Raw genomic sequence first — 20,210 nt, 5'->3', positions numbered from 1 at the left:
GGGCGTGACCGGTGCGGGCGCCCGTTACCCTTCTCGTCATGAAGTCGCCGAAGACGCCCCAGACGATGAAGCCCGCGACCGCGGCGAAGAAGCTGGGCGTGCACCTCGAAGCCACCCCCGCGGAGTTCCAGGAGGGTGTCGTCTCGCGCGACGAGCTGAACGCCCTGCAGGCCGACCCGCCCGAGTGGCTGCGGGACCTGCGCCGCAACGGGCCGCATCCCCGGCAGATCATCGCGCTGAAGCTCGGCATCTCCATGAGCGGACTGGCGCGCAGCGGCATCACCGAGTCGCTGACCACCGAGCAGATCGAAGAGCTGAAGACGGCCAACCCGGAGTGGCTGCAGCAGGAGCGCGCCACCGCGGCCGAGGTCAAGAAGGAAGCGGCGCGCCTCAAGGAGCGGCCCGCGGAGCCCAGCATCGGCCGGTCAGCGCGTCGCCGGTAGTCAGGACGGCCTGACGGCCAGCTCGGCGTGGCGCAGCTGTCTGCGCGAGCTGACGCCGAGCTTGGCGAAGACCTTGCGCAGGTGCCACTCGACGGTGCGCGGGCTGATGAACAGCTGCGTCCCGATCTCCGGGTTGGACAGACCGTCGCGGGCGAGCCGCGCGATCTGGAACTCCTGGGCGGTCAGCTCGTCACTGGTCTCGACGGTGCGCTTGCGCGCCGTCTCACCGGTGGCGAGCAGCTCGCGACGCGCCCGGTCGGCGAACGCGGTGAGGCCGGACGCCGTCAGCATCTCGTGCGCGGTGCGCAGGTGTTCGCGCGCGTCGACGCGTCGGCCTTCCCTGCGCAGCCACTCCCCGAACAGCAGGTGCCCGCGTGCCAGCTCGACCCGCAGCGAGGTGCGGCGCAGCCGCTCGATCGACTCGCGGTGCAGGTCCTCCGCGAGGTCGCCCTTGCCGTGCAGGGCGCGCAGCCGTGCCTCGACACCGAGCGCCCACTCGGTGGGCGCGGCCGGCGCGCGCTCCGACATCCGCGCGACCGCGGCCGCCAGCACCGCCTCGTCGCCGGTCCGCGACGCCGCCTCGGCCAGCTCGGTCATCACGAGGACCTGGTAGCCGACGACGTCGCGGTCGAACACCCGGCGAGCGGCGTCGAGCGCCAGGTCGTGACGGCCGAGACCGTTGTGCAGCACCGCGTTCGCGTAGTCGGCGAAGGCGGCGACCCGGCCCTGCCCCTGCTCCGACGCCTCGTGCCCGGCGGCCGCGATCAGCGAGGTCGCCAGCGCTTCCTGGCCGCGGAAGGCGGCGAGCAGCATCGGGGTGTGCGCGCTGGACGCGTTGCCGGTCACGTCCGCGATCTGGCGGTCCTCCTCGACCAGCGCCTCGGCCGCGGCCAGCTCGCCCGCGAGCAGCTCGTTGGTCGCGAGGAAGTTGAGCGCGACCTGCAGCTGGACCAGCGCACCGGTGTCGCGGGCGAGCCGCACCTGGTGCGCGGCGAGCGCGCGTCCCGCGTCGAAATCCCACACCTCGGTGGCGATGACGCCGCTGGCCCTGCTGCCCGCCAGCCAGAGGAACTGGCCGACGTGGTCGACGCCGAGCGTGCGGACGGCGTCCAGCGCGCGGCTCATGATCGGTGCGGCGGCCGCGTAGCCATCGGTGAACCTGGCGGCGAGCGCGTCCAGCACCAGGTCGACCGCTCTCGGCGGGGTGAGGGCCGGGGGAGCGGCCCGCGCGGCCTCGGCCGCTCGGGCGACGCCGTCGTGCCCGTCGGCTCCGGTCGCCCACACGGCGGCGGCGAGTGCTTCGAGGTGCGTCTCGCGCGCCAGGCCGGCGTCGAGCCCGCCGAGCCGCTGGGCCGCGCTGAGCAGCATCCGCGCGGCGTCACCGCCGCGCCGCTGGTCGAACGCGATCTGCCCGCGCAGGTGCTCGACCTCCGCGCTGCGCAGCGCGTCGGGCGGACCCGCCTCGACGGCGGCCAGCAGGCGCAGCGCCGGGTCGAGCATGCCCGCCTCGCGCTTCACCCTGGCCGCGGCGAGCTCGCGTTCCGCGCGGTGCGCGGGGTCGGGCGTCAGCATCGCCGCGTGTTCGAGAAACGCGGCGGTCGCCATCCGCCCGCCGCGCGCCTGCGCCCGCTCGGCCGAACGCTCGAGATCGAGCGCGACGTCCTCGTCCGGCACCGCACTGGCCTGTGCGCGGTGCCACGCCCGGCGGTCGGGATCGACGGCGGCGTCGGTGACCTCCGCGAGGACGCGGTGCACCTCCAGCCGTTGCTGAGGCGACGCCGCCCGGTAGACCGCTGAGCGCACCAGCGGATGGCGGAACCGGACGCGGGCGCTGAACTCGATCAGTCCGGCCGCCTCGACGGCCGCGGCGGGATCGGCGCCGAGCCCGAGCAGACCTGCCGCCCGCCAGAGGAGCGTGGCGTCACCGAGCGGCTCGGCGGCGGCGGTGAGCAGCAGCAGGCGGGTGTCGGCGGGGAGCGGATCGAGCTGCCGGGCGAAGCACTGCTCGATGCGGCCCGCCAGCGGGACCGCGTCGAACTGCTCGAACCCGTCGACCAGTTCCGCCGCCGTCCACATGCGCGGCAGTTCGAGCAGTGCGAGCGGGTTGCCGCGGGCCTCGGCGACGATCCGGTCGCGGACGCGCCCGTCGATCGGCCCCCGGACCACCGAGTCCAGCAGCTCGCCCGCGTCGAGGTCGCTCAGGCCGTCGACCACGAGGTCCGGCAGCCCGGCCAGCTGCGGCTCGCCGTCGCCGTCGCGCACCGCCATCACCAGTGCGACGCGCTCCGCCAGCAGGCGCCGCGCCACGAACGTGAGGGTGTTCGCGGAGACGCGGTCGAGCCACTGGGCGTCGTCGACGAGCACCACCAGCGGCTGCTCCTCCGCGACCTCGGCCAGCAGGGTCAGCACCGCGAGCCCGACCAGGAAGCGGTTGGTCGGCTCCCCGGCGGTCAGGCCGAACGCCGTGCCGAGCGCGTCGCGCTGGGGATCGGGAAGGCGCTCGAGCCGGTCGAGGAAGGGGGCGCACAGCTGGTGCAGCCCGGCGTAGGCGAGCTCCATCTCGGACTCGACACCCGTCGCCCGCGTCACCGCGCATCCCGACGCACGGCTCTGCACGTGGTCGAGCAACGCAGTCTTGCCGATCCCCGCCTCGCCGCGCAGCACCAGCACCTGGCTCCGCCCCGCGCGTGCGTCCGCCAGCAGGCGGTCGAGGGTGTCGCACTCGCCGCGCCTGCCGCGCAGGCCTGGTCCGGGATCACGACTCGAGGTGGGTCCCACTCGTCAGGACCCTAGTGCGTCGCACGTGGGCCAGGGCACCGGCCAGTGGGTCACACGGGTTCGAAGCGCGCCGAAGAAGGCGAGTCTTGGATCCAGCCGGCGAGGAGCCGGAATCCCCGAAAGGAACACATCATGCGATCGGACCTCACCCGGTACCCCGCGGCCGAAGGCCCCGGCTCCGCCTCCGGCGCTCCCCAGCTCCCCGCCGGGTTCACCGAGACGTTCACCAGCCGGTTCGTCGAGGCCGGCGGCCTGCGGCAGCACGTCGTGATCGGCGGCGACGGCCCGCCGCTGCTGCTGGTGCACGGATGGCCGGAGACCTGGTACGCGTGGCGCTTCCTGATGCCGGCGCTGGCCGAGGACTTCACCGTCATCGCGGTCGACCAGCGGGGCATGGGACTCACCGACAAGCCCGCGGACGGCTACGACACCGGCACCCTCGCCGGTGACCTGGCCGCGTTGATGGACGAGCTCGGCCACGAGCGGTTCGCCGTGGCGGGCCACGACACCGGCATGATCATCAGCTACGCGCTGGCCGCCGACTTCCCGGACCGGGTCGAGCGCCTGGTCGTCGCCGAGGTCCCCGGTCCTCCCGGAGTGGTTCCGGCACCGCCGCTGTTCGTCCCCGAGGCGGTCAACAACAGGATCTGGCACATCCCGTTCAACCGGGTCGACAACGACCTGACCGAACAGCTCGTCACCGGCCGCGAAGCCATCTTCTTCGGCTACGAGTTCGCCATCCAGGGCGGGAACGTGCCCGCCGACGCGGTCGACTACTACGTCAGCGGACTGTCCAACCCGGACTCCCTGCACGGCAGCTTCGGGTTCTACCGCGCGTGGGACGCCACCCAGACGCAGAACGGCGAGCGCAAGAACCAGCCGCTGACGATGCCCGTGCTGGCGGTCGGCGGCGAGGCGAGCTGGGGCGACCACGTCGGGCACGGCATGGAGGCCACCGCGAAGGACGTGCGGACCGTGGTCATCCCCGGCGCCGGCCACTGGGTCGCCGAACAGGCGCCCGAGGCGATGCTGGCCGCACTGACCGAGTTCCTCGCGCCGTACCGCGCAGAGGCGGCGTCGTGACTCTCACCGCGACCGCCGCGCCCACGGCGAGCACCACCAGCTCGTCGTGGGCCCTGCCGATCAGCCTCTTCTCGATCCCGCTGGGCCTGGCCGGGCTCGGCGGGGCCTGGACCGCCGCCGCGCAGCTGCTCGGCGCGACCGCCGCACCGGCCGGACTCGCCTACGCGGCAGCGACCGTCGTCTGGGCGGCCTTCACGGTCGCCTACGTCGTCGGCACGATCCGGCACAAGACGGGCAGCTTCCACCTCGATCTGCGTCATCCGCTGCTCGGCCCGCTGACCGCGTACATCCCGGTGATCGCGATCCTGCTGGTCGCCTACTACGCGCCCGATCTCGGCGGCGCCGCCCGCTGGCTGGTCTACGCCGCCGTGGCGGCACTGGTGATCAACGCCGCCGCACTGGTCGCGCACTGGCTCAAAGCACCGCTCGAGCAGAACGCCATGCACCCCGGCTACTTCCTCCCGGTCACCGCGGGACCGTTCATCGCCGCCATCGGGGTGATGAGCGTGGGCGACACCCAGGTGGCGATCGCGTTCTTCGGCATCGGGATCTTCTTCTGGCTGCTGCTCGGAGCCGTGATCACCAGCCGCCTGTTCTTCGGCTCACCACTGCCACTGCCGTTCCGGCCGGTCCTGTCGATCCTGCTGTCACCGCCCGGTACCGCGGGCCTCGCGTGGTTCGCCATCCAGCACGGGCAGATCGACCAGCTGCAGGTCGCGGTCGGCGGGATCACCCTGTTCATGCTGCTGATCCAGCTGTTCTTCGTTCCGGACTACCTGCGGCTGTCGTTCAGCGCCCAGCACTGGGTCTTCACCTTCCCGCTCGCGGTGGTCGGCAACCTCGGCGTCCGGTGGTCCGCCGCACTGCGCTTCGACGGCTGGCAGGTCGTCGCCTGGACCGTCCTCGGCATCACCACCGCCGCCATCCTGGCGATCCTCGCCGGCACCTTGCGCGACCTCGCGCGTCGCATCACTCGGTGAGAGGGACCCACATGATCAGCAGGCGAACCTTCGGCAAGGTAGTGGGTGCTGGACTGGCGGGGGCGCCGCCCGCCACCTTCGGGCCGCTCAACCAGATCGACGCTGGGATGCTGAACATCGGATACGTCGAGCTCGGGCCGCCACGGGGAAGGCCGGTCATCCTGCTGCACGGCTGGCCCTACGACATCCACAGCTACGCCGAGGTCGCCCCGATGCTGGCCCGCCGGGGCCACCGGGTGATCGTCCCGCACCTGCGCGGCCACGGGACGACGCGGTTCCGTGACGCCGCAACGGTGCGCAACGCCCAGCAGGCGGCGTTCGCGCTGGACGTCATCGCGCTGATGGACGCACTCGGGATCGACAAGGCGCTCGGCACCGCACCCTCCCCGGCATCGGTCACAACGTCCCGCAGGAGGCGCCGCGCGCCTTCGTGGACGCGGTGCTCGACGCGGGCCGGCTAGTCCATCCGAGTTAACCCGGCGCAACTGAGAGCCAGCTCACATCGAAGTGGCTAGCGTCGATCTCCTAGGGCTCACACACCTGGGGGAAAAACGTGTCGAATTTGCGCGCAAACGCGTCCTCTGACCCTTACTACAAATTTCGCGCTGAGAACTTCCCGCAAACCGACCTGTCGTCCTACGTCCCCACGGACGGGGTCGAGGTCAAGTTCCTCGACGGGTGCAACCGCGCCTGCATCTTCTGCGTGAACGAGGACTACATCGGCAAGAGGCTCAACCCGCTGGACACCGACAAGTTCGTGACCTCGTTGTTCGACTGGATCGACGACCCGGACGAACCGGAGAAGCCCGCCGCGGTGTTCGGCACCGGCGGTGAGCCGTTGATGGCGCTCGATCTCGTGGACGCCGTGTTCCGGCCGTTGGGGGAGCGCGGCATCACCACCCGGCTGGTGACCAACGGGACACTGCTCACCGAGGAGCGGATCGCCAAGCTCACGGACATGAAGCTGTCCGGCGTGAAGGTCACCTTCAACACCGCGGACGATCAGCGATTGCTCGCGTTGATGAAGGGATCGCACGACGGTGACGCCCAACGGATCCTGGACAACATCAAGCGGGCCAAGCAGTCCGGGCTGTGGGTGTTCGTCCGGATCGGGATGGGGCGGCACAACCACGACGAGGTCGTCGACCTGTACCACACGCTCGCCGGCATCGGCGTGGACGTCGTGCAGATCAAGCCGTGGATCCCGTCCGGGCTCGCCGCGACGAACCAGACCGAGCTCTGCCTTTCACCGCAACGACTCTTCGACGTGTTCATGGGCATCGCCGAAGGTCTGGGCGAGGTCATCGAGTCCGGCGAGGGGCCGGAGCTGACGGTGTCGTGCTACCCGCCCGCGCGGCAGCTCGGGTTCACCGTGAAGGACTGCGCGAACGTCGCCAAGATCTACGCCGAACCGTGCGGGCACGCGCTGATCTGCAACTTCTCCGACGAGTACCTCGGCAGCTGGTACCCGGAGGACGGCGGGCTGCTGGCGTGCGTCCAGAAGCGCCGCGAGATGTACTCGCAGATCATGGACGACCACGGCGTCGCGTCGTGCCCGGCGCGGATGAACTGGAGCACGCCGACGTCGGTGGTCAGTCCCACGCCGATCGACTGGAAGGCCGAGGCGCCGGTGTTCGCGCCGGACTCGTTGCTGCGCAAGCCATGAGCGTTCTGGTGCTGAGCAAGAAGCCGGTGCGGCAGCGGCCGGTCGACGAGTGGCTGGCGGGCGCGCCGGTCAGCCTCGTCACGGTCACCGGCGCGGTCGACGAGTCCGTTGTGGACCGCTTCGCCGAGGTCGTCGCGGTGGACGACTACGGCTCGTGGCAGGTCGAGATCGAGGCCGAACGGCTGGCCGCGCGGCGTGCGGCCGAGCTCGTCGCGTCGTCGAGCGAGGTGGACGTCGTCCGCGCCGCCCGGCTGCGGGAACGGCTGGGGCTCACCGGGCAGTCCGTCGCGTCGGCCATCGCCTACCGCGACAAGCTCGTGATGAAGCGGTACGCGCGGGCGGCGGGCATCGCGGTGCCGGAGTTCGCCGCGGTCGAGACGCCCGGCGACCTCGTCGCGTTCGCCGAGGTGCACGGGTTTCCCGTCGTGGTCAAGCCGCGCCGGGGTGGCGGGTCGGAGGGCGTGCACGTGCTGCGCTCGGCGGCGGACCTGGTGTCCCTGCTGGGTTGCGGCGTGCTGCCCGCGGCGCCCGCGCGGCCCGGTGAGTGGATGGCGGAGTCGTTCGTGGACGGCGTGCTGTGCCACGTGGACGGTCTCGCGGCCGGCGGGCGGATCCTGCACTGCTGGCCGAGCCGCTACTCGGGCGGCAACGCCGAGGCGGTCAGGGACGGCGTTCCGCTGACGAGCGCCATGCTCGCTCCGCAGGACGGGTCGTTCCTCCCGCTGCTCGACCACGCGGCCGCGGTGCTCGACGCGCTGCCGCACTTCCCGTTGCCGACGAGCTTCCACCTGGAGGCGTGGCTGCCGCACGACGGAGGTGCGCCGGTGCTGTGCGAGGCCGCTTCCCGCACCGGCGGTGCGTTCGTGGCGGACGTGTACGCCGCGGCGTTCGGCGTGCACCTGTCGAAGGAGAACCTGCGCGGGCAGGCCGGGCTGCCGGTCTCCGCCGTGCCCGCCGTGCCGGTCCGGTACGGCGGCTGGGTCGCGATCACGCCGCGGCAGGGGACGTTCACCCCGCCGGCGGAACCGTGTCCCGTGCCCGGTGTGCGGTTGGAGTTGACCGGCGTGCGGGGCACGGGCGCCGTGCACGCGGGTGACTCGGTGGCGACCGTCGTCGTCGAGGGCGCCGACGCGGCGCAGGTGCGGGAGCGGATCAGCGCGGCGGTGCGCTGGTGGGACGCGATGGAGCCGTGGCGATGAGGATTGCGGTGCTGTGCAAGAAGGATCTGCGCGCACACCCGGTCGGCAGCTGGCTGGCCGGGCACGACGTGGCGCTGTTCGCCGCCCAGCCGCCGCCGTCCACCGCCGGGTTCGGCTCGGTCGAGGTGTTCGACGACTGGAAGGCCAACCGGGCCGTCGACCTCGCCGTGGTCGCCGCGCACCGGCGGCGGCCGTTCGACCGGATCGTCGCGTTGAGCGAGTGCGACCTGGTGCGCGCGGGCGAGCTGCGCGACCTGCTCGGTGTGTCCGGAATGGACACTCGATCCGCGGTTGCCTTCCGGGACAAGGTGGTGATGAAGCGGCTCGCCGCCGAGGCCGGTCTCGCGACGCCGGAGTTCGCACGCGTGGACACCGTGTGGGACCTGCTCGACTTCGCCGCAGGGCGGGACCGGGTGGTGGTCAAGCCGGTCGACGGTTCGGGTGCGCTCGACGTCACCGTGCTGAGCCGTGACGAGCTGACCGCCTGGGCGGCGGCGCGGCGCACGCCGTGGGACTCCTCGGCCGGACTGGTGGTCGAGCAGCACGTCGACGCGCCGATGGTGCTGGTCGACGGGGTGATGGCGGCGGGCGACGTGCTGGTGCGGATGGTGAGCAGGTACGTCGGCACGTGCCACGGCCTGGTCGCCGGCCTCCAGCCGTTGGGGGTGGTGGGACTGGACGACGACGATCCGGTGGCGGTGCGGGCGGCCGCGTACGTCGAGCGGCTGGTCAAGGCCATGCCGGGCCCGCAGGAGCCGACGAGCTTCCACTGCGAGCTCTTCGACGTGCCGGGTGAGGACGTGGTCCTGTGCGAGATCACCGCCAGGACCGGCGGCGGCCGGATCAACGACCAGGCCCGGATCGCGCTCGGTGTCGACCTGGAGCGGTGGTCGTGCCTCGGCCAGGCGGGCATCACGGACCTGCCGCGCGAGAACGCTCAGGCCGCGGCCGGTTTCGTGCTCCTGCCCGCGCCCGGTGGCCGGGTCACCAGGATGCCCGCGACCTGCCCGGTCAGCGGTGTCGTCGACTGGCGGCCGCACGTCGTTGCCGGGCAACGGCTCGAGCGCACCCGCAAGGCGTCCGCACTGGCCGCCGACGTGCTGTTCACCGCCGACGATCCGGCAGGGCTCGTGCCGGTGCACGACGAGGTCGTGCGCTGGCTCGGCGAGCAGATCGCCTGGGACCTGCGGTAAGCAGGCGGGGAGCCGAGGCGAGGAGATGTCATGGACCTGGATCTGGCCGGTCGCCGGTACGTGGTCACCGGCGGCAGCCGGGGGATCGGCAGGGCGGTCGTCGCCACCCTGCTCGCCGAGGGCGCGCGGGTGGCGACCTGCGCGCGTGACGAGTCGGTCCTGCGCGAGGCCTGGGGAGACACTGATCGGCTGGTGGCGCGGCAGGCCGACGTCCGCGACCGGGACCGGATGCGGGAGTTCGTCGCCGAGGCCGCCGCGGAGCTCGGTGGGATCGACGGCGTCGTCGCGAACGCGGGCGCCGGCGCGGTGGGCGGCGTGCTCGACACGCCGCTCGACGTGTGGCGCGACCAGTGCGACGTGAAGTTGTCCAGCGTGCTCAACCTCGTCGAGCCCGCGGTCGAGCACCTCACGACCGATGGCGCCGTCGTGCTGATGAACGGCGTCACGGCGCGCGCCCCCGAACCGGACATGGCCGCGGTGAGCGCCGCACGGGCCGCCGCGGGCGCGCTGGCCACGATGCTGGCGAGCACGCTCACGCCGCGCGGTGTCCGGGTGAACACGGTGAACCTCGGCGCGATCAGCACCGAGCGGCAGCACGCCAAGCACGCGCGGTCCGGCACGGACCTGGACTTCGCCTCGTGGTCCGCGCGGGAGGCGGCCAGGCGCGGGATCCCGGTCGGCCGGTTCGGCACGCCCGAGGAGGTCGCCCCGATCGTGGCGATGCTGCTCTCGCCGTTGTCGTCCTACGTGGTCGGTGCCGTCGTCGACGTGTCCGGGGGGCTGGGTGCGTGGCACGGGTGATCGTGCTGGTGCGGCACGGGGCGACGGTGTGGCCGGGCCGGTTCACCGGGCACCGCGACGTCGAGCTCAGCGCTCAGGGCCTCGTCGAGGCGAAGACGGTGGCGCGGACCGTGGCCGCGCTCCGCCCGCGCGCGGTGATCAGCAGCGACCTGGCGCGGGCCACCGCCACCGCCGCCGAGATCGCGGCCGCGGCCGGCCTCGGGTTCACCGTCGACGCACGGCTGCGCGAGGAGCACCTCGGCGCGTGGAGCGGGCTGGATCACTCCGAGGTGCGCCAACGGTTTCCCGCGGAGTACGCGCGGTGGCGGGCAGGCGAGTTGTGGGCGCCCGGCGAGAACCGCGAAGGGCTCGACGCCGTGGCCGACCGGGCGGTCGAGGCGATCGACGACGTGGCGGGCGATCCGTTGGTGGTGGTCACCCACGCGAACACCGCCTACGCGGTGGTGCGGCGGCTGTTGGGGGAGGTCGGACCGTGGGCGGATCTGCCGCCCGCGGGACATCTGGTGCTGACTGAGGAACGACGGTGACTTTCGTGGTGGTGGGGGAGGCGAGGTCGTGGGTGGACCTGCCGGTGCTGACTGGAGGACAACGATGACTTTCACCGTGGCAGCGGAGCAGGCCGACGTGCTGGCCGCCGTGGTCGAGCACGGCATCGCGCGCGTGCCCGGCTACCTGTCGCCCGCCGAGAACGCCCGCCTGGTCGCGGACGTGGAACGGTTTCTCGAGGCTCCGCCGGAACGGGCGAAGCGGCTGGACTACTCGGGCGGCGCGGGTGTGCGGGCCGAGCGGGAGTTCGTGCGCGCCGGCTTCCCGGTGCTGGACGAGGTGTTCGACCGGCCGTGGATGCGCGAGGTGGCCGCGGCGTTCTTCGGCGACGAACCGCACCTGTTCAACCACGACGTGATCGCCGTGCTCGACCTGCCCGGCACCGTGCACGCGGCGCACCACCCGCACTACGACCGCATGCCGAACCTCAAGTTCTTCCTGTACCTGACGGACGTGGACGAGAGCACCGGCGCGTTCCGCTGCGTCCCCGGATCGCACGGCTACGCGAAGGCGGCCCAGCGGGAGAACCGGCTGGCGGGCGTGCTGCCCGGACAGGACGAGACCAGGGTGCTGCCCGACTCCGTTCCGCAGGACACCCGGCCCGTCGACGGACCGGCGGGCACGCTGCTGGTGATCGACAGCGATCTGGTGCACGAGGGCGGCAAGGTGGCGCACGGGCGGCGGCTCGCGGTGCGCGGGCGGAGCTTCCACCCCGCCTACGCCGACGGCTGGAGCGTGAAGTCATAGCCCTGCTGCCCGAACCAGGTCCGGCGCGGACGCTCGCGGCGGCGATCTTCGCGACGACCGTGGGCAACGGGGCGTTCATCACCGCGTCCGCCCTGTACTTCACCCGTGTCGCGGGCCTGTCGCCGCTGACGATGGGCGCCGGCCTGACCGCGGCCGGGCTGGCGGGGTTGTTCGCGGGTGTGCCCGGCGGTCACCTCGCGGACGTCCACGGGCCTCGCCGCACCACCGCCGTGCTCACCGCGCTGACCGGCCTGTGCGTGGCCGGCTACCTGTTCGTCAGCAGCGCGTGGCTGTTCGTCGTGGTCGCGGTGGCGTTCGCGGTGTGCGACCGGGCCGCCTACGCAGCGAGGCAGGCGCTGATCGTCTCCGTCGTCGACGGCGAGAAGCTGGTGCGCACCAGGGCCTTTCTCCGCAGCGTTACCAACATCGGGGTCACCGTCGGCGCGGGATTCGCCGCGGTCGCGCTGGTCGTGGACACCCGCGAGGCGTACCTGGCGGTCCTCGCGCTGGACGCGGTGAGCTTCGTCGCGTGCGCCGCGGTGTTCCTGCGACTGCCCGACCGGGCGGCGGATGCCGAGGCCGGCGAACGTCCGCGCTGGTACGCGGTGCTGCGCGACCGCCGCTACGTCGCACTCGCCGCGACGAACATGCTGCTGTTGCTGCACGCGCCGCTGATCGAGGTCGTGCTGCCGCTGTGGATCACGAGGTACACCGACGCACCCCGGTTCCTCGTCGCGGTGCTGGTGGTGGTGAACACGACGGCGGTCGTCCTGTTCCAGATCAGGGTCAGCACGCGCGTCGACACGCTGGCGAAGGCGGCCCGCGAGGTGCGCACGACCGGTCTGCTGCTCGCGGCGGCCTGCGTGCTGTTCGCGACGGCCTCGTACGTCTCCACGCCGGTGACCGTGCTGCTGCTCGTCGTGGGTGCGGCGGTGCACGCGCACGGCGAGATGCTCCAGGCGTCGGGAGCGTGGGTGGTGAGCTACGAGCTCGCGCCGCGCGACGCCACCGGTCAGTACCTGGGGCTGTTCAACACCGGAACCGCCGCGGCGCAGCAGATCGCCCCCGCGGCGCTCATCCTGCTGACCATCCAGCTCGGCCCGCCCGGCTGGTTCGTGCTCGCCGGCATCTTCGTGCTCGCGGGGCTGGGGATGGCCGTGCAGGTCGGCAGGGCGAAGCCGAGGGATGCTCGCGCTTCCGCGCGCACGTTTTGACCCCTCGGCATCGGCTGGTGAGACAGCGCTGCGGAGAGCTCCAGCTGGAGCTCTCCGCAGCACGGTCGTTCAGCTACGAGGTCAGCACACCTGCACGCCGTCGGCCCGGCCCGCACCGCGCTCGACGGGGATGTCCTCGATGGCCCGCGTCCGCTCGACCTCGATCCACCGTCCCTGCCAGTCGTAGAAGACGGAGACCGCCCCTCCGCTCTGGTGGTTCTGGTACGAGCGAATCGCGTCGCTCCAGCCGGGGTATTCGGCGCCGAAGTTCCGGAACTCGCACTTCCAGAACATGAGCTTCGCCCCGTTGTAGCCCAATCCCTTCCAGACGCAGAGATACCGGTACAGGCACGTACCGGCCGCGGGCGCTGCTTTCACGCCGCCCCCGTCGGCGAAAATCACGGTGTCCTGGCTGATTCGCCTGGCGCCGGGGTTCGCGGCCACCATGGAGTCCAGCGCACCGTCGGACCAGGCATCCACCGTCCAGTTGCTCGTGGTCGGCGGTGGCACATCGGCAGAAGCCGGGCTGCTGAACGAAATGACGGCCAGCAGTGCCATCGCCGCTGCGGCGACCACCCTGCGAGGCCTCGACAACGTACGGATCACGTATTCCTCCCCAGTTCTTGCTCGATCGAGGTGGCCCCAAGCTAGCTCGGCCGCGTTGATTCGGATCGGTGGCGAGCGCCAAACAAACAACCTCGTGAACAACCGAACAGTGGCTTCTCCGTACTGCGTATGGAGTATTTGTGATCATTGAGCGAGACGTGCGCCCGCGGATTCGTGAACAATCGACATCTGGGGGTGTGGCATGCCAAGAGGGGAACGCCCGCTCGACGCGGGTGACAGTGCGCTGCTCAGATTCGCCCGAGACCTGCGGTTGTTGCGGGAAAAGGCTGGATCGCCGACGTACCGGGAGCTGAGCGCGGAGACGCATTACTCGCAGGCGGTGCTGTCGCAGGCCGCCGCGGGGCGCCGGTTGCCGAGCCTGCAGGTCGCGCTCGCGTACGTGAGCGCCTGCGGGGGAGCGGCCGACGAGTGGGAGCAGCGCTGGCGCGAGGTCGCGGCCGAGATGGAACCACCGGAGCCCGTCGACGGGCCCGGCTCACCGCCCTACGTGGGGCTGGCGGCGTTCCAGGCGGAGGACGCGGAGAGGTTCTTCGGGCGGGACCCGTTGGTGCGGGAGCTGGTCTCCCGCCTCGCGGAGCACCGCGTCGTGGTGGTCGTCGGCGCGTCGGGTTCGGGCAAGTCGTCGCTGCTGCGGGCCGGGCTGGTCGCGGGCTCGTCCGGTCCGGTGGTGCTGTTCACGCCGGGGACGCACCCGCTCGAGGAGTGCGCCATCCACCTCGGCCGGTTCGCGGGCTCGCCGGTGGAACCGCTCGGTGGGGACCGGCGGGAGCTGCACCGCGCGGTCCGGCAGGTGGTGCCGGACGACGCCGAGCTGACGCTGGTGGTCGACCAGTTCGAAGAGGTCTTCACCCTGTGCCGTGACGCCGACGAGCGGGTTCGGTTCATCGACCAGTTGCTGACCGCCGCGCAGACCGACAACAGCCGTTGCCGCGTCGTGCTCGGCGTGCGCGCGGACTTCTACGCCCACTGCACCACGCACCCGGAGCTGGTGGACGTGCTGCGGGCGGGTCAGGTCACGGTCGGGCCGATGACGGCCGACGAGCTGAGGCTCGCCGTCGTCCAGCCCGCGGTGCGCGCCAAGTGCACGGTGGAGTCCGCGCTGGTGACCCGCATCGTCGCGGAAGCCTCCGGCCAGCCGGGGGTGCTGCCGCTGCTGTCCCACGCGCTGATGGAGACGTGGCGGCGGCGACGCGGCACCACGCTGACCACGGCGGGCTACGAGGCGGCCGGCGGGATCGAGCACGCGGTCGCCCACACCGCGGAGGACGTCTACAACCACCTGCCCGCCGAACGGCAACGCATCGCCAAGCAGCTCTTCCTCCGCCTGTGCGCCCTCGGGCAGGGCACCGAGGACACCAAGCGCCGGGTGAGCGTCGACGAGCTCGACCGTTCCGACGGGAGCACCCTGGAGGTGCTGGAGCGGCTGGCGACCGCGCGCCTGATCGTGCTCGACTCGGACGGCGTGGAGATCGCGCACGAAGCCCTCATCCGCTCGTGGCCGCGGCTGCGCGCCTGGCTGGCCGAGGACCGCGACGGGCTGCGGATCCACCGCGGCCTCACCGACGCGACCGCGGACTGGCTGGCGCTGCGCCGTGATCCTGGCTCGCTGTACCGGGGGGTGCGGCTGGACGTGGCGCAGGAGTGGGCCCGTGCGGGCGTGGCGCTCAGTCCGTCCGAAAAGGACTTCCTCGCCGCGAGCGCGGCGGCGCGAACCGAGGAACAGGCCGCGGCTCGTCGCGGGGCGCGCCGGCTGCGGCAGCTCGTCGGGGTGCTCACCGCACTGCTCGTGCTCGCGACCGCGACCACCATCTTCGCCGCCGAAGCCGGGCAGACGATCGCCGGGCAGCGCAACACGGCGCTGTCCCAGAAGGTCGCCGGACAGGCCGCCACGTCGCGCACCAGCAATCCGGGCCTGGCCGCCCAGCTCAGCCTGGCCGCTTTCCAGGTGGCGCCCACCTTCGAGGCCCGCAGCAGCCTGCTCAGCGCGGCGGCCACGCCGGTCGCGACCCGGTTGACCGGCCACGAGGCGATCGTCCAGTCGGTGGCCGTCAGCCCGGACGGGCGACTGCTGGCCTCGGCGAGCTCCGACCACACCGTCCGGGTGCGGGACATCTCCGACCCCCATCACCCGGTCGAGCTGTCCGTGCTCACCGCGCACACCGGCACGGTCTGGTCGGTGGCGTTCAACCCGGCGGGCACGGTGCTGGTCACCACGGGCGAGGACAGGACGGTCCGGCTGTGGGACCTCGCCGATCCCCGTCATCCGGCCAAGTTGGTCCCGCTGACCGGGCACGAGCACGCCGTCGTGTCGGCCGCGTTCGCGCCGGACGGCACCCTGCTGGCCACCGCGAGCAGCGACCACACCGTTCGCCTGTGGGACGTCACCGATCCCCGCAACGCCAGGCAGATCGGCATTCTCACCGGTCACACCGACGTGGTGACCACGGTCGCGTTCAGTCCGAGGAGCCGCACGCTGGCGACGGTCAGCTGGGACCGCACCGTCCGGCTGTGGGACGTCACGAACCCCGGTGCACCTGCGGAGCAGGCGTTGGTGGGGACGCACACCGACAAGCCCGGATCGGTCGCCTTCAGCCCTGACGGCACCACCCTGGCGAGCATCACCTCCGACCACGCCGTGCACCTCTGGCAGGTCACCGACCCGCGCCACCCCGAGGAGCTGGCGGTCTTCACCGACAACATGAACGGCATCCACGCGGTCACGTTCAGTCCGGACGGCCACACCCTGGCCACCGCCAGCCTGGGGCGCGACGTGCGGCTCTGGGACGTCACCGCGCCGCGCCGCCCCCGAGAGCTCGCTGTCCTGCAGGGCCACACCGGTCCGGTGCTGACCGCGCGGTTCACCCCGGACGGACGCACCCTGGCCACCGCCGGGTTCGACCGCACCGTGCGGTTGTGGGACATCCCCGGCCCGGTGCTCACCGGGCACGACGACGCCGTCTACACCGTGGCGTTCAGCCCCGACGGCCGCTTCACGGCCACCGGCAGCTACGACGGCACGGTCCGGTTGTGGGACATCGGTGACGTGCGACGGCCCCGGCATGTCGCTCTGTCGACCACGCACACCGCGGCGGTCAACTCCGTGACCTTCAGCCCTGACAGCCGGTTGCTCGCCACCGCGAGCCTCGACCGCACGGTCCGCCTGTGGGACCTGGCCGATCCGCAGCGGCCGGGTGAGCTCGCCACTCTCACCGGTCACGCCGAGTCGGTGCAGTCGGTGGCGTTCAGCCCGGACGGCCGGACGTTGGCGACCGGCAGCGCGGACCACTCGCTGCGCCTGTGGGACGTCGCCGACGCCCGGCAGCCACGTCAGCTGACCGTGCTGACGGGCGACTCGGACGTCGACAACATCGAGTCGGTGGCCTTCAGCCCGGACGGTCGCATCGTGGCCGGAGGCACTTCCGGCCACGTGGTGCGGCTGTGGGACGTCACGGACCGGCTCCACCCGTACGAGCTGCTGTCGCTGAAGGGGCACACCGACAGCATCAAGTCGGTGGCCTTCCACCGCGACGGCCGCACACTGGCGACCGGCAGCGCCGACCACACGGTCCGGCTGTGGGACGTCGGCGATCCCCGGCGCGGCAAGGAGATCGCGAGCCTGACCAGTCACACCGAAACCGTCCACTCGGTCGCGTTCAGCGCCGACGGCAGCACGCTCGCCACCGCAGGCGCCGACGTCACCACTCGGCTGTGGAACGTCCAGGACCCCGGCAAGCCCGCCGAACTGGCGGTGCTCACCGGCCACACGACCCGCGTCTACGCGGTGGCGTTCCGGCCCGGCGGCCACACGCTGGCCACCGGTGGCGAAGACCGCACGACCCGGTTGTGGGACGGCGACACCGACCGCGCGGCGGCGTGGATCTGCGCCAACTTCCAGGCGCTCGGACAGGGGGAGTGGAACGAGCACTTCACCGGCGTCGACTTCCAGCCACCGTGCCCGTCCGCCCGCCAGTGAGCCCGTGCGGCCGGGCAGCCTCCTCGGCTGCCCGGCCGCACCGGTCAAGCGATCAGCACACCCACAGTCCGTCGGTCCAGTGCACCGAACCGACCGTGTCCTGTCGCTCGTAGGCGGTGGACCGGTGCAGCTCCTGCCACTGGGAACCGGTCCAGTTCATGAAGATCGCCACGGTGCCGGGGGTCTGGTTGTTCGAGAACGACCTGATCCGGTCGCTCCACCCGCTCGCGCCGATGTTGACGAACCCGCACTTGAGGAAGTTCCACTGCTGGCCGCTGCGGTACTCACCGTCGTAGATGCACAGGCGGTAGTAAGGGCAGATGCTCGCGGGCACGGCACTCGCCTCGACCCCGTTGGCCAGCCGCACGGTGTTGGTGTTGATCTGCCGCGCGCCGGGGTTGGCGTCGATCATCTCCTCGACCATGGCCTTGACCGTGCTGTCCGGCAGCGGTGCCGCCTGCGCGGGTGCCCCGGTCAGTGCGAAGAGCGTGACGAGCACCGCCCCGATGGCGCTGATGATTTTCATGTGTCCTCCCCGATTTTTCAGCACACCCAGATCCCGTCGGTCCAGTGCACGATGTTGACCGACATCTGGACCTCACGAGCCCGTGAGCGGTACAGCTCCTGCCAGTTGGAGCCGCTCCAGTTCATGAAGATCGAGACCGTGCCGAGTGTCTGGTTGTTGTCGAACGACTGGATGCGGTCGCTCCAGCCGGCACCACCGATGTTCACGAAGCCGCAGTTGTAGAAGGACCACTGGCGGCCGGTCAGGTTCACGCCGTCGAAGATGCACAGGTGCTTGTAGAGGCAGGGCGTCGGTGCCGACGCGGTCACCTCGACCCCGTTGGCCAGTCGCACGGTGTCGGCGTCGATCTGCCGCGCGCCGGGGTTGGCGGTGGTGACCTCGTCGAGCATGGTCTGGATGGTGGGGTCGGGCGTCGCCTGCGCCCCGACGGTGCCGAACGTCAGCACCGCGGCGGCGACGGCCAGTGCCGCACCGAACCTGGTGATCGCTTTCACTGCTCCCCCTCGTGGTCGTCGCATCAGCCGCGGAGCGATCTGACGGTCAGGAACGACGGCACCTGGGCGATGGTCCCGCCGTCGACGCAGAACCTCTGCCCGGTCCCGTTGAGGCCGGACGCGACGCACGCGTCGTCGTCGGCCGCCTGGTTGTTGAAGATCGACCTGACGCCGTCGAGGCCGTTCAGGTTCTGCCACGTCTCGCTCTGCGTGATCAGGACCCGGCCGGTGCCGGCATCCCCGGTGTAGAAGCACGCGAAGCCGCGCGGACACGTCGGCGCCGCGCTCGCGGGCGCCGCGGTCACGAGTGCGGCTGCCCCCAACGCCGCGGCCGAAATGCTGACCAGCAATGCCTTTCTCACTGTTTCCTCCCCAGGATCAATCGATCGGTTCGAGCAGGAGGTCGTCGACCTGCGCCCAGGTGTCCTGCCCGTTGTGCGCCCAGACGCCCGCGAAGACCTCGACCCGCGGCTCGGTCGCGGTGAACTCGACCGCGAGCCTGCGGTACGCGGGCAACGAGCCGTACTTCTGTTCGGCGACAACGCCGCCGCCGTCGGGACGGCGCACTCCGAAGAAGCCGTCACTGGTCGTGCTGGAGCTGCGCACCCAGCCGCTGAGCCGGTAGCGCTTGCCCGGCCGGACGACCGCGTGCTGGAACAGGTCGTTCCAGCCGGTGCTGTTGCGGACCCACCCGTTGTTCGCGCCCGAGTGCGCCTGGCCGAGCCCCTGGTCCACCCCGCCCTGCCCGGTGACCCGCCACGCGCCGGTGCGGTGCTCGAAACCGCCTTCCTGCACCAGGTTCCGGTCGGCGGGCACGTCGGCGAGCGGCAAGCGCATCAACTCGACGTGGTACGGGTCCCAACGCGACATCGCGAAGTGCAGCACCGAGCTAGTCGCGCTGTCGGGGTGCAGGAACGCGCCGTAGAGCCCTGGATGAGTCGCGCCGTCGGCCACCACCTGGCCACCGGTCCACGGCCCGGTCGGATCGGGCGCGGTGCGCAGCACGATGGCCGCGCGGTTCTCGTCGAGGTGCAGCGCGACCCATCGGCCGAGCACCGAGTTGTACTGCACGGACAGTTCGCCGACCTGTCCCGACATCACCGGGACCGCGCTGGCGGGCGCGCCGGTCCGCCAGCTCGAGCCGGTCCAGTACTGGTAGGCCGCGAGGTTCAGCACGGCGTTCTCCGGTACCCGGCTGACGCTCGAGTCACCGAGCCTGCCGTTCGGCGTGCCGAACAGGTAGACGTAGCCGCCCTTGCGCACCATCGCGCCGAGCTGGAAACCGCTGCCGGGGTTGGCCCAGCGCGCGCTCGCGGGCTTCACCCAGTTCTGCCCGCCGTCGTCGGAGTAGGCGAGGCCCGCGTAGTTGGTCGTCCACGTTCCGGCGGGTCCCCAGCTGCGCACCGACATGTAGTGCAGGTAGTCCCGCGACCCCACGCTGACCGCGGCGGTGGGGATCACGGTCACCTCCTGCACCGACGGGTCGCCGGGCAGGATCTGCTTCGCGTGGCCGGGCCGGTCGGTGACCATCGAGTCGATGCTCAAGCCGTCGGCGAGGTCGCGGTCGGTCGAGTGCGCGAGCACGTTGAACCGCCAGTCCGCGGTCTCCGGGCCTGCCCCGTGCCCGCCCCACCCGGCCCCGTAGGTGTCGCCGAAGGCGATCGCCACCCGGCCGCGGCTGTCCCGCCACATCACGCCGAGGTCCGTCGCGTGCACCGCGTACCGGCTCGCCGTGCTGTTGATGTCACCCGCGCCCTGGCCGGCGATCAGTCCGGCCACCTGGGCGTCGCCGGGGAGCGGTGTCGAGACGAGCAGCAGTGCGGTGGTGGCGAGGTGGGCAAGCACAGGCGCCCCTTCCGGGCTCGTGGTCGCTGCCTCGCCATGTGTAGTGCCGCGGGGTTGTTAGCGGTCGACGTCCGCCGGTGAACAAACAAACAGTG

The 20,210-nt window shown here is 71.8% G+C and carries 18 protein-coding genes; 12 read left to right on the top strand and 6 right to left on the bottom strand.

Annotation, left to right across the window (positions count from 1 at the left end; translation table 11 throughout):
* The first annotated feature begins 38 nt into the window (after positions 1-38).
* Positions 39-443, top strand: coding sequence for a DUF5997 family protein (locus tag FKR81_RS28320; RefSeq protein ID WP_146356269.1), 405 nt, complete (start codon positions 39-41; stop codon positions 441-443).
* Here FKR81_RS28320 and FKR81_RS28315 read toward each other — a convergent pair whose 3' ends face one another.
* Positions 444-3,221, bottom strand: coding sequence for a helix-turn-helix transcriptional regulator (locus FKR81_RS28315; RefSeq protein WP_235921816.1), 2,778 nt, complete (start codon positions 3,219-3,221; stop codon positions 444-446). It abuts the gene before it with no gap.
* A gap of 132 nt (positions 3,222-3,353) precedes the next feature.
* On the opposite strand from FKR81_RS28315, the gene FKR81_RS28310 reads away from it, so the two are divergent.
* The 10 genes from FKR81_RS28310 to FKR81_RS28265 all read left to right on the top strand — a co-directional run bounded on the left by FKR81_RS28310 (position 3,354) and on the right by FKR81_RS28265 (position 12,650).
* Positions 3,354-4,304, top strand: coding sequence for an alpha/beta fold hydrolase (locus tag FKR81_RS28310; protein ID WP_146356267.1), 951 nt, complete (start codon positions 3,354-3,356; stop codon positions 4,302-4,304).
* Positions 4,301-5,284 carry an SLAC1 family transporter gene (locus FKR81_RS28305; protein WP_186763218.1) on the top strand — a complete coding sequence of 328 codons (984 nt, stop codon included), beginning with the start codon at positions 4,301-4,303 and terminating at the stop codon, positions 5,282-5,284. The genes FKR81_RS28310 and FKR81_RS28305 overlap by 4 nt, the downstream gene beginning before the upstream one ends.
* An 11-nt stretch (positions 5,285-5,295) precedes the next feature.
* Positions 5,296-5,745: an alpha/beta fold hydrolase gene (locus FKR81_RS28300; protein ID WP_146356263.1), complete on the top strand. Its 450-nt coding sequence runs from the start codon at positions 5,296-5,298 to the stop codon at positions 5,743-5,745.
* A gap of 101 nt (positions 5,746-5,846) precedes the next feature.
* Positions 5,847-6,950 (top strand): radical SAM protein, encoded by a 1,104-nt coding sequence (locus FKR81_RS28295; protein WP_186763217.1) that lies wholly within the window; start codon positions 5,847-5,849, stop codon positions 6,948-6,950.
* Entirely contained in the window at positions 6,947-8,149 is a 1,203-nt protein-coding gene (locus tag FKR81_RS28290; RefSeq protein WP_146356259.1) for an ATP-grasp domain-containing protein, read from the top strand. Before FKR81_RS28295 ends, FKR81_RS28290 begins: the two co-directional genes overlap by 4 nt.
* Complete coding sequence (locus tag FKR81_RS28285; RefSeq protein ID WP_146356257.1) at positions 8,146-9,342, top strand: ATP-grasp domain-containing protein; 1,197 nt, start codon at positions 8,146-8,148, stop codon at positions 9,340-9,342. The genes FKR81_RS28290 and FKR81_RS28285 overlap by 4 nt, the downstream gene beginning before the upstream one ends.
* Before the next feature lie 30 nt (positions 9,343-9,372).
* Positions 9,373-10,143, top strand: coding sequence for an SDR family oxidoreductase (locus FKR81_RS28280; RefSeq protein WP_146356255.1), 771 nt, complete (start codon positions 9,373-9,375; stop codon positions 10,141-10,143).
* Positions 10,131-10,670 carry a histidine phosphatase family protein gene (locus tag FKR81_RS28275; RefSeq protein ID WP_146356253.1) on the top strand — a complete coding sequence of 180 codons (540 nt, stop codon included), beginning with the start codon at positions 10,131-10,133 and terminating at the stop codon, positions 10,668-10,670. The genes FKR81_RS28280 and FKR81_RS28275 overlap by 13 nt, the downstream gene beginning before the upstream one ends.
* 64 nt (positions 10,671-10,734) lie before the next feature.
* Positions 10,735-11,436: a phytanoyl-CoA dioxygenase family protein gene (locus tag FKR81_RS28270; protein ID WP_146356251.1), complete on the top strand. Its 702-nt coding sequence runs from the start codon at positions 10,735-10,737 to the stop codon at positions 11,434-11,436.
* Positions 11,418-12,650 (top strand): MFS transporter, encoded by a 1,233-nt coding sequence (locus tag FKR81_RS28265; protein ID WP_268891588.1) that lies wholly within the window; start codon positions 11,418-11,420, stop codon positions 12,648-12,650. Before FKR81_RS28270 ends, FKR81_RS28265 begins: the two co-directional genes overlap by 19 nt.
* Positions 12,651-12,731: 81 nt before the next feature.
* On the opposite strand, the gene FKR81_RS28260 is transcribed toward FKR81_RS28265, so the two are convergent.
* The gene (locus tag FKR81_RS28260) at positions 12,732-13,256 is read right to left on the bottom strand and encodes a peptidase inhibitor family I36 protein (RefSeq protein WP_146356247.1); all 525 of its coding nucleotides are present in this window, start codon (positions 13,254-13,256) and stop codon (positions 12,732-12,734) included.
* A gap of 202 nt (positions 13,257-13,458) precedes the next feature.
* Here FKR81_RS28260 and FKR81_RS28255 point away from each other — a divergent pair, with 202 nt between their 5' ends.
* The gene (locus tag FKR81_RS28255) at positions 13,459-17,250 is read left to right on the top strand and encodes an nSTAND1 domain-containing NTPase (protein WP_146356245.1); all 3,792 of its coding nucleotides are present in this window, start codon (positions 13,459-13,461) and stop codon (positions 17,248-17,250) included.
* 52 nt (positions 17,251-17,302) lie between these two features.
* Here FKR81_RS28255 and FKR81_RS28250 read toward each other — a convergent pair whose 3' ends face one another.
* From FKR81_RS28250 to FKR81_RS28235, 4 genes are read right to left on the bottom strand one after another with little or no spacing between them, the layout of a single operon-like run.
* Positions 17,303-17,776, bottom strand: a complete 474-nt coding sequence (locus FKR81_RS28250) for a hypothetical protein (protein WP_146356243.1) — start codon at positions 17,774-17,776, stop codon at positions 17,303-17,305.
* 17 nt (positions 17,777-17,793) lie between these two features.
* A complete protein-coding gene (locus FKR81_RS28245) occupies positions 17,794-18,270 on the bottom strand; it encodes a peptidase inhibitor family I36 protein (RefSeq protein ID WP_186763215.1) in 477 nt (158 codons plus the stop codon).
* 23 nt (positions 18,271-18,293) lie between these two features.
* A complete protein-coding gene (locus tag FKR81_RS43785; RefSeq protein WP_186763214.1) occupies positions 18,294-18,632 on the bottom strand; it encodes a peptidase inhibitor family I36 protein in 339 nt (112 codons plus the stop codon).
* A gap of 16 nt (positions 18,633-18,648) precedes the next feature.
* On the bottom strand, positions 18,649-20,115 hold the full coding sequence (locus FKR81_RS28235; protein WP_235921815.1) for a DUF4185 domain-containing protein: 1,467 nt from the start codon (positions 20,113-20,115) through the stop codon (positions 18,649-18,651).
* Positions 20,116-20,210 lie beyond the last annotated feature (95 nt).

Source organism: Lentzea tibetensis (assembly GCF_007845675.1).
GTDB lineage: Bacteria > Actinomycetota > Actinomycetes > Mycobacteriales > Pseudonocardiaceae > Lentzea > Lentzea tibetensis.
Note: the sequence above shows the minus strand (reverse complement) of the source record. Positions and strands in the feature narration are given on the sequence as shown.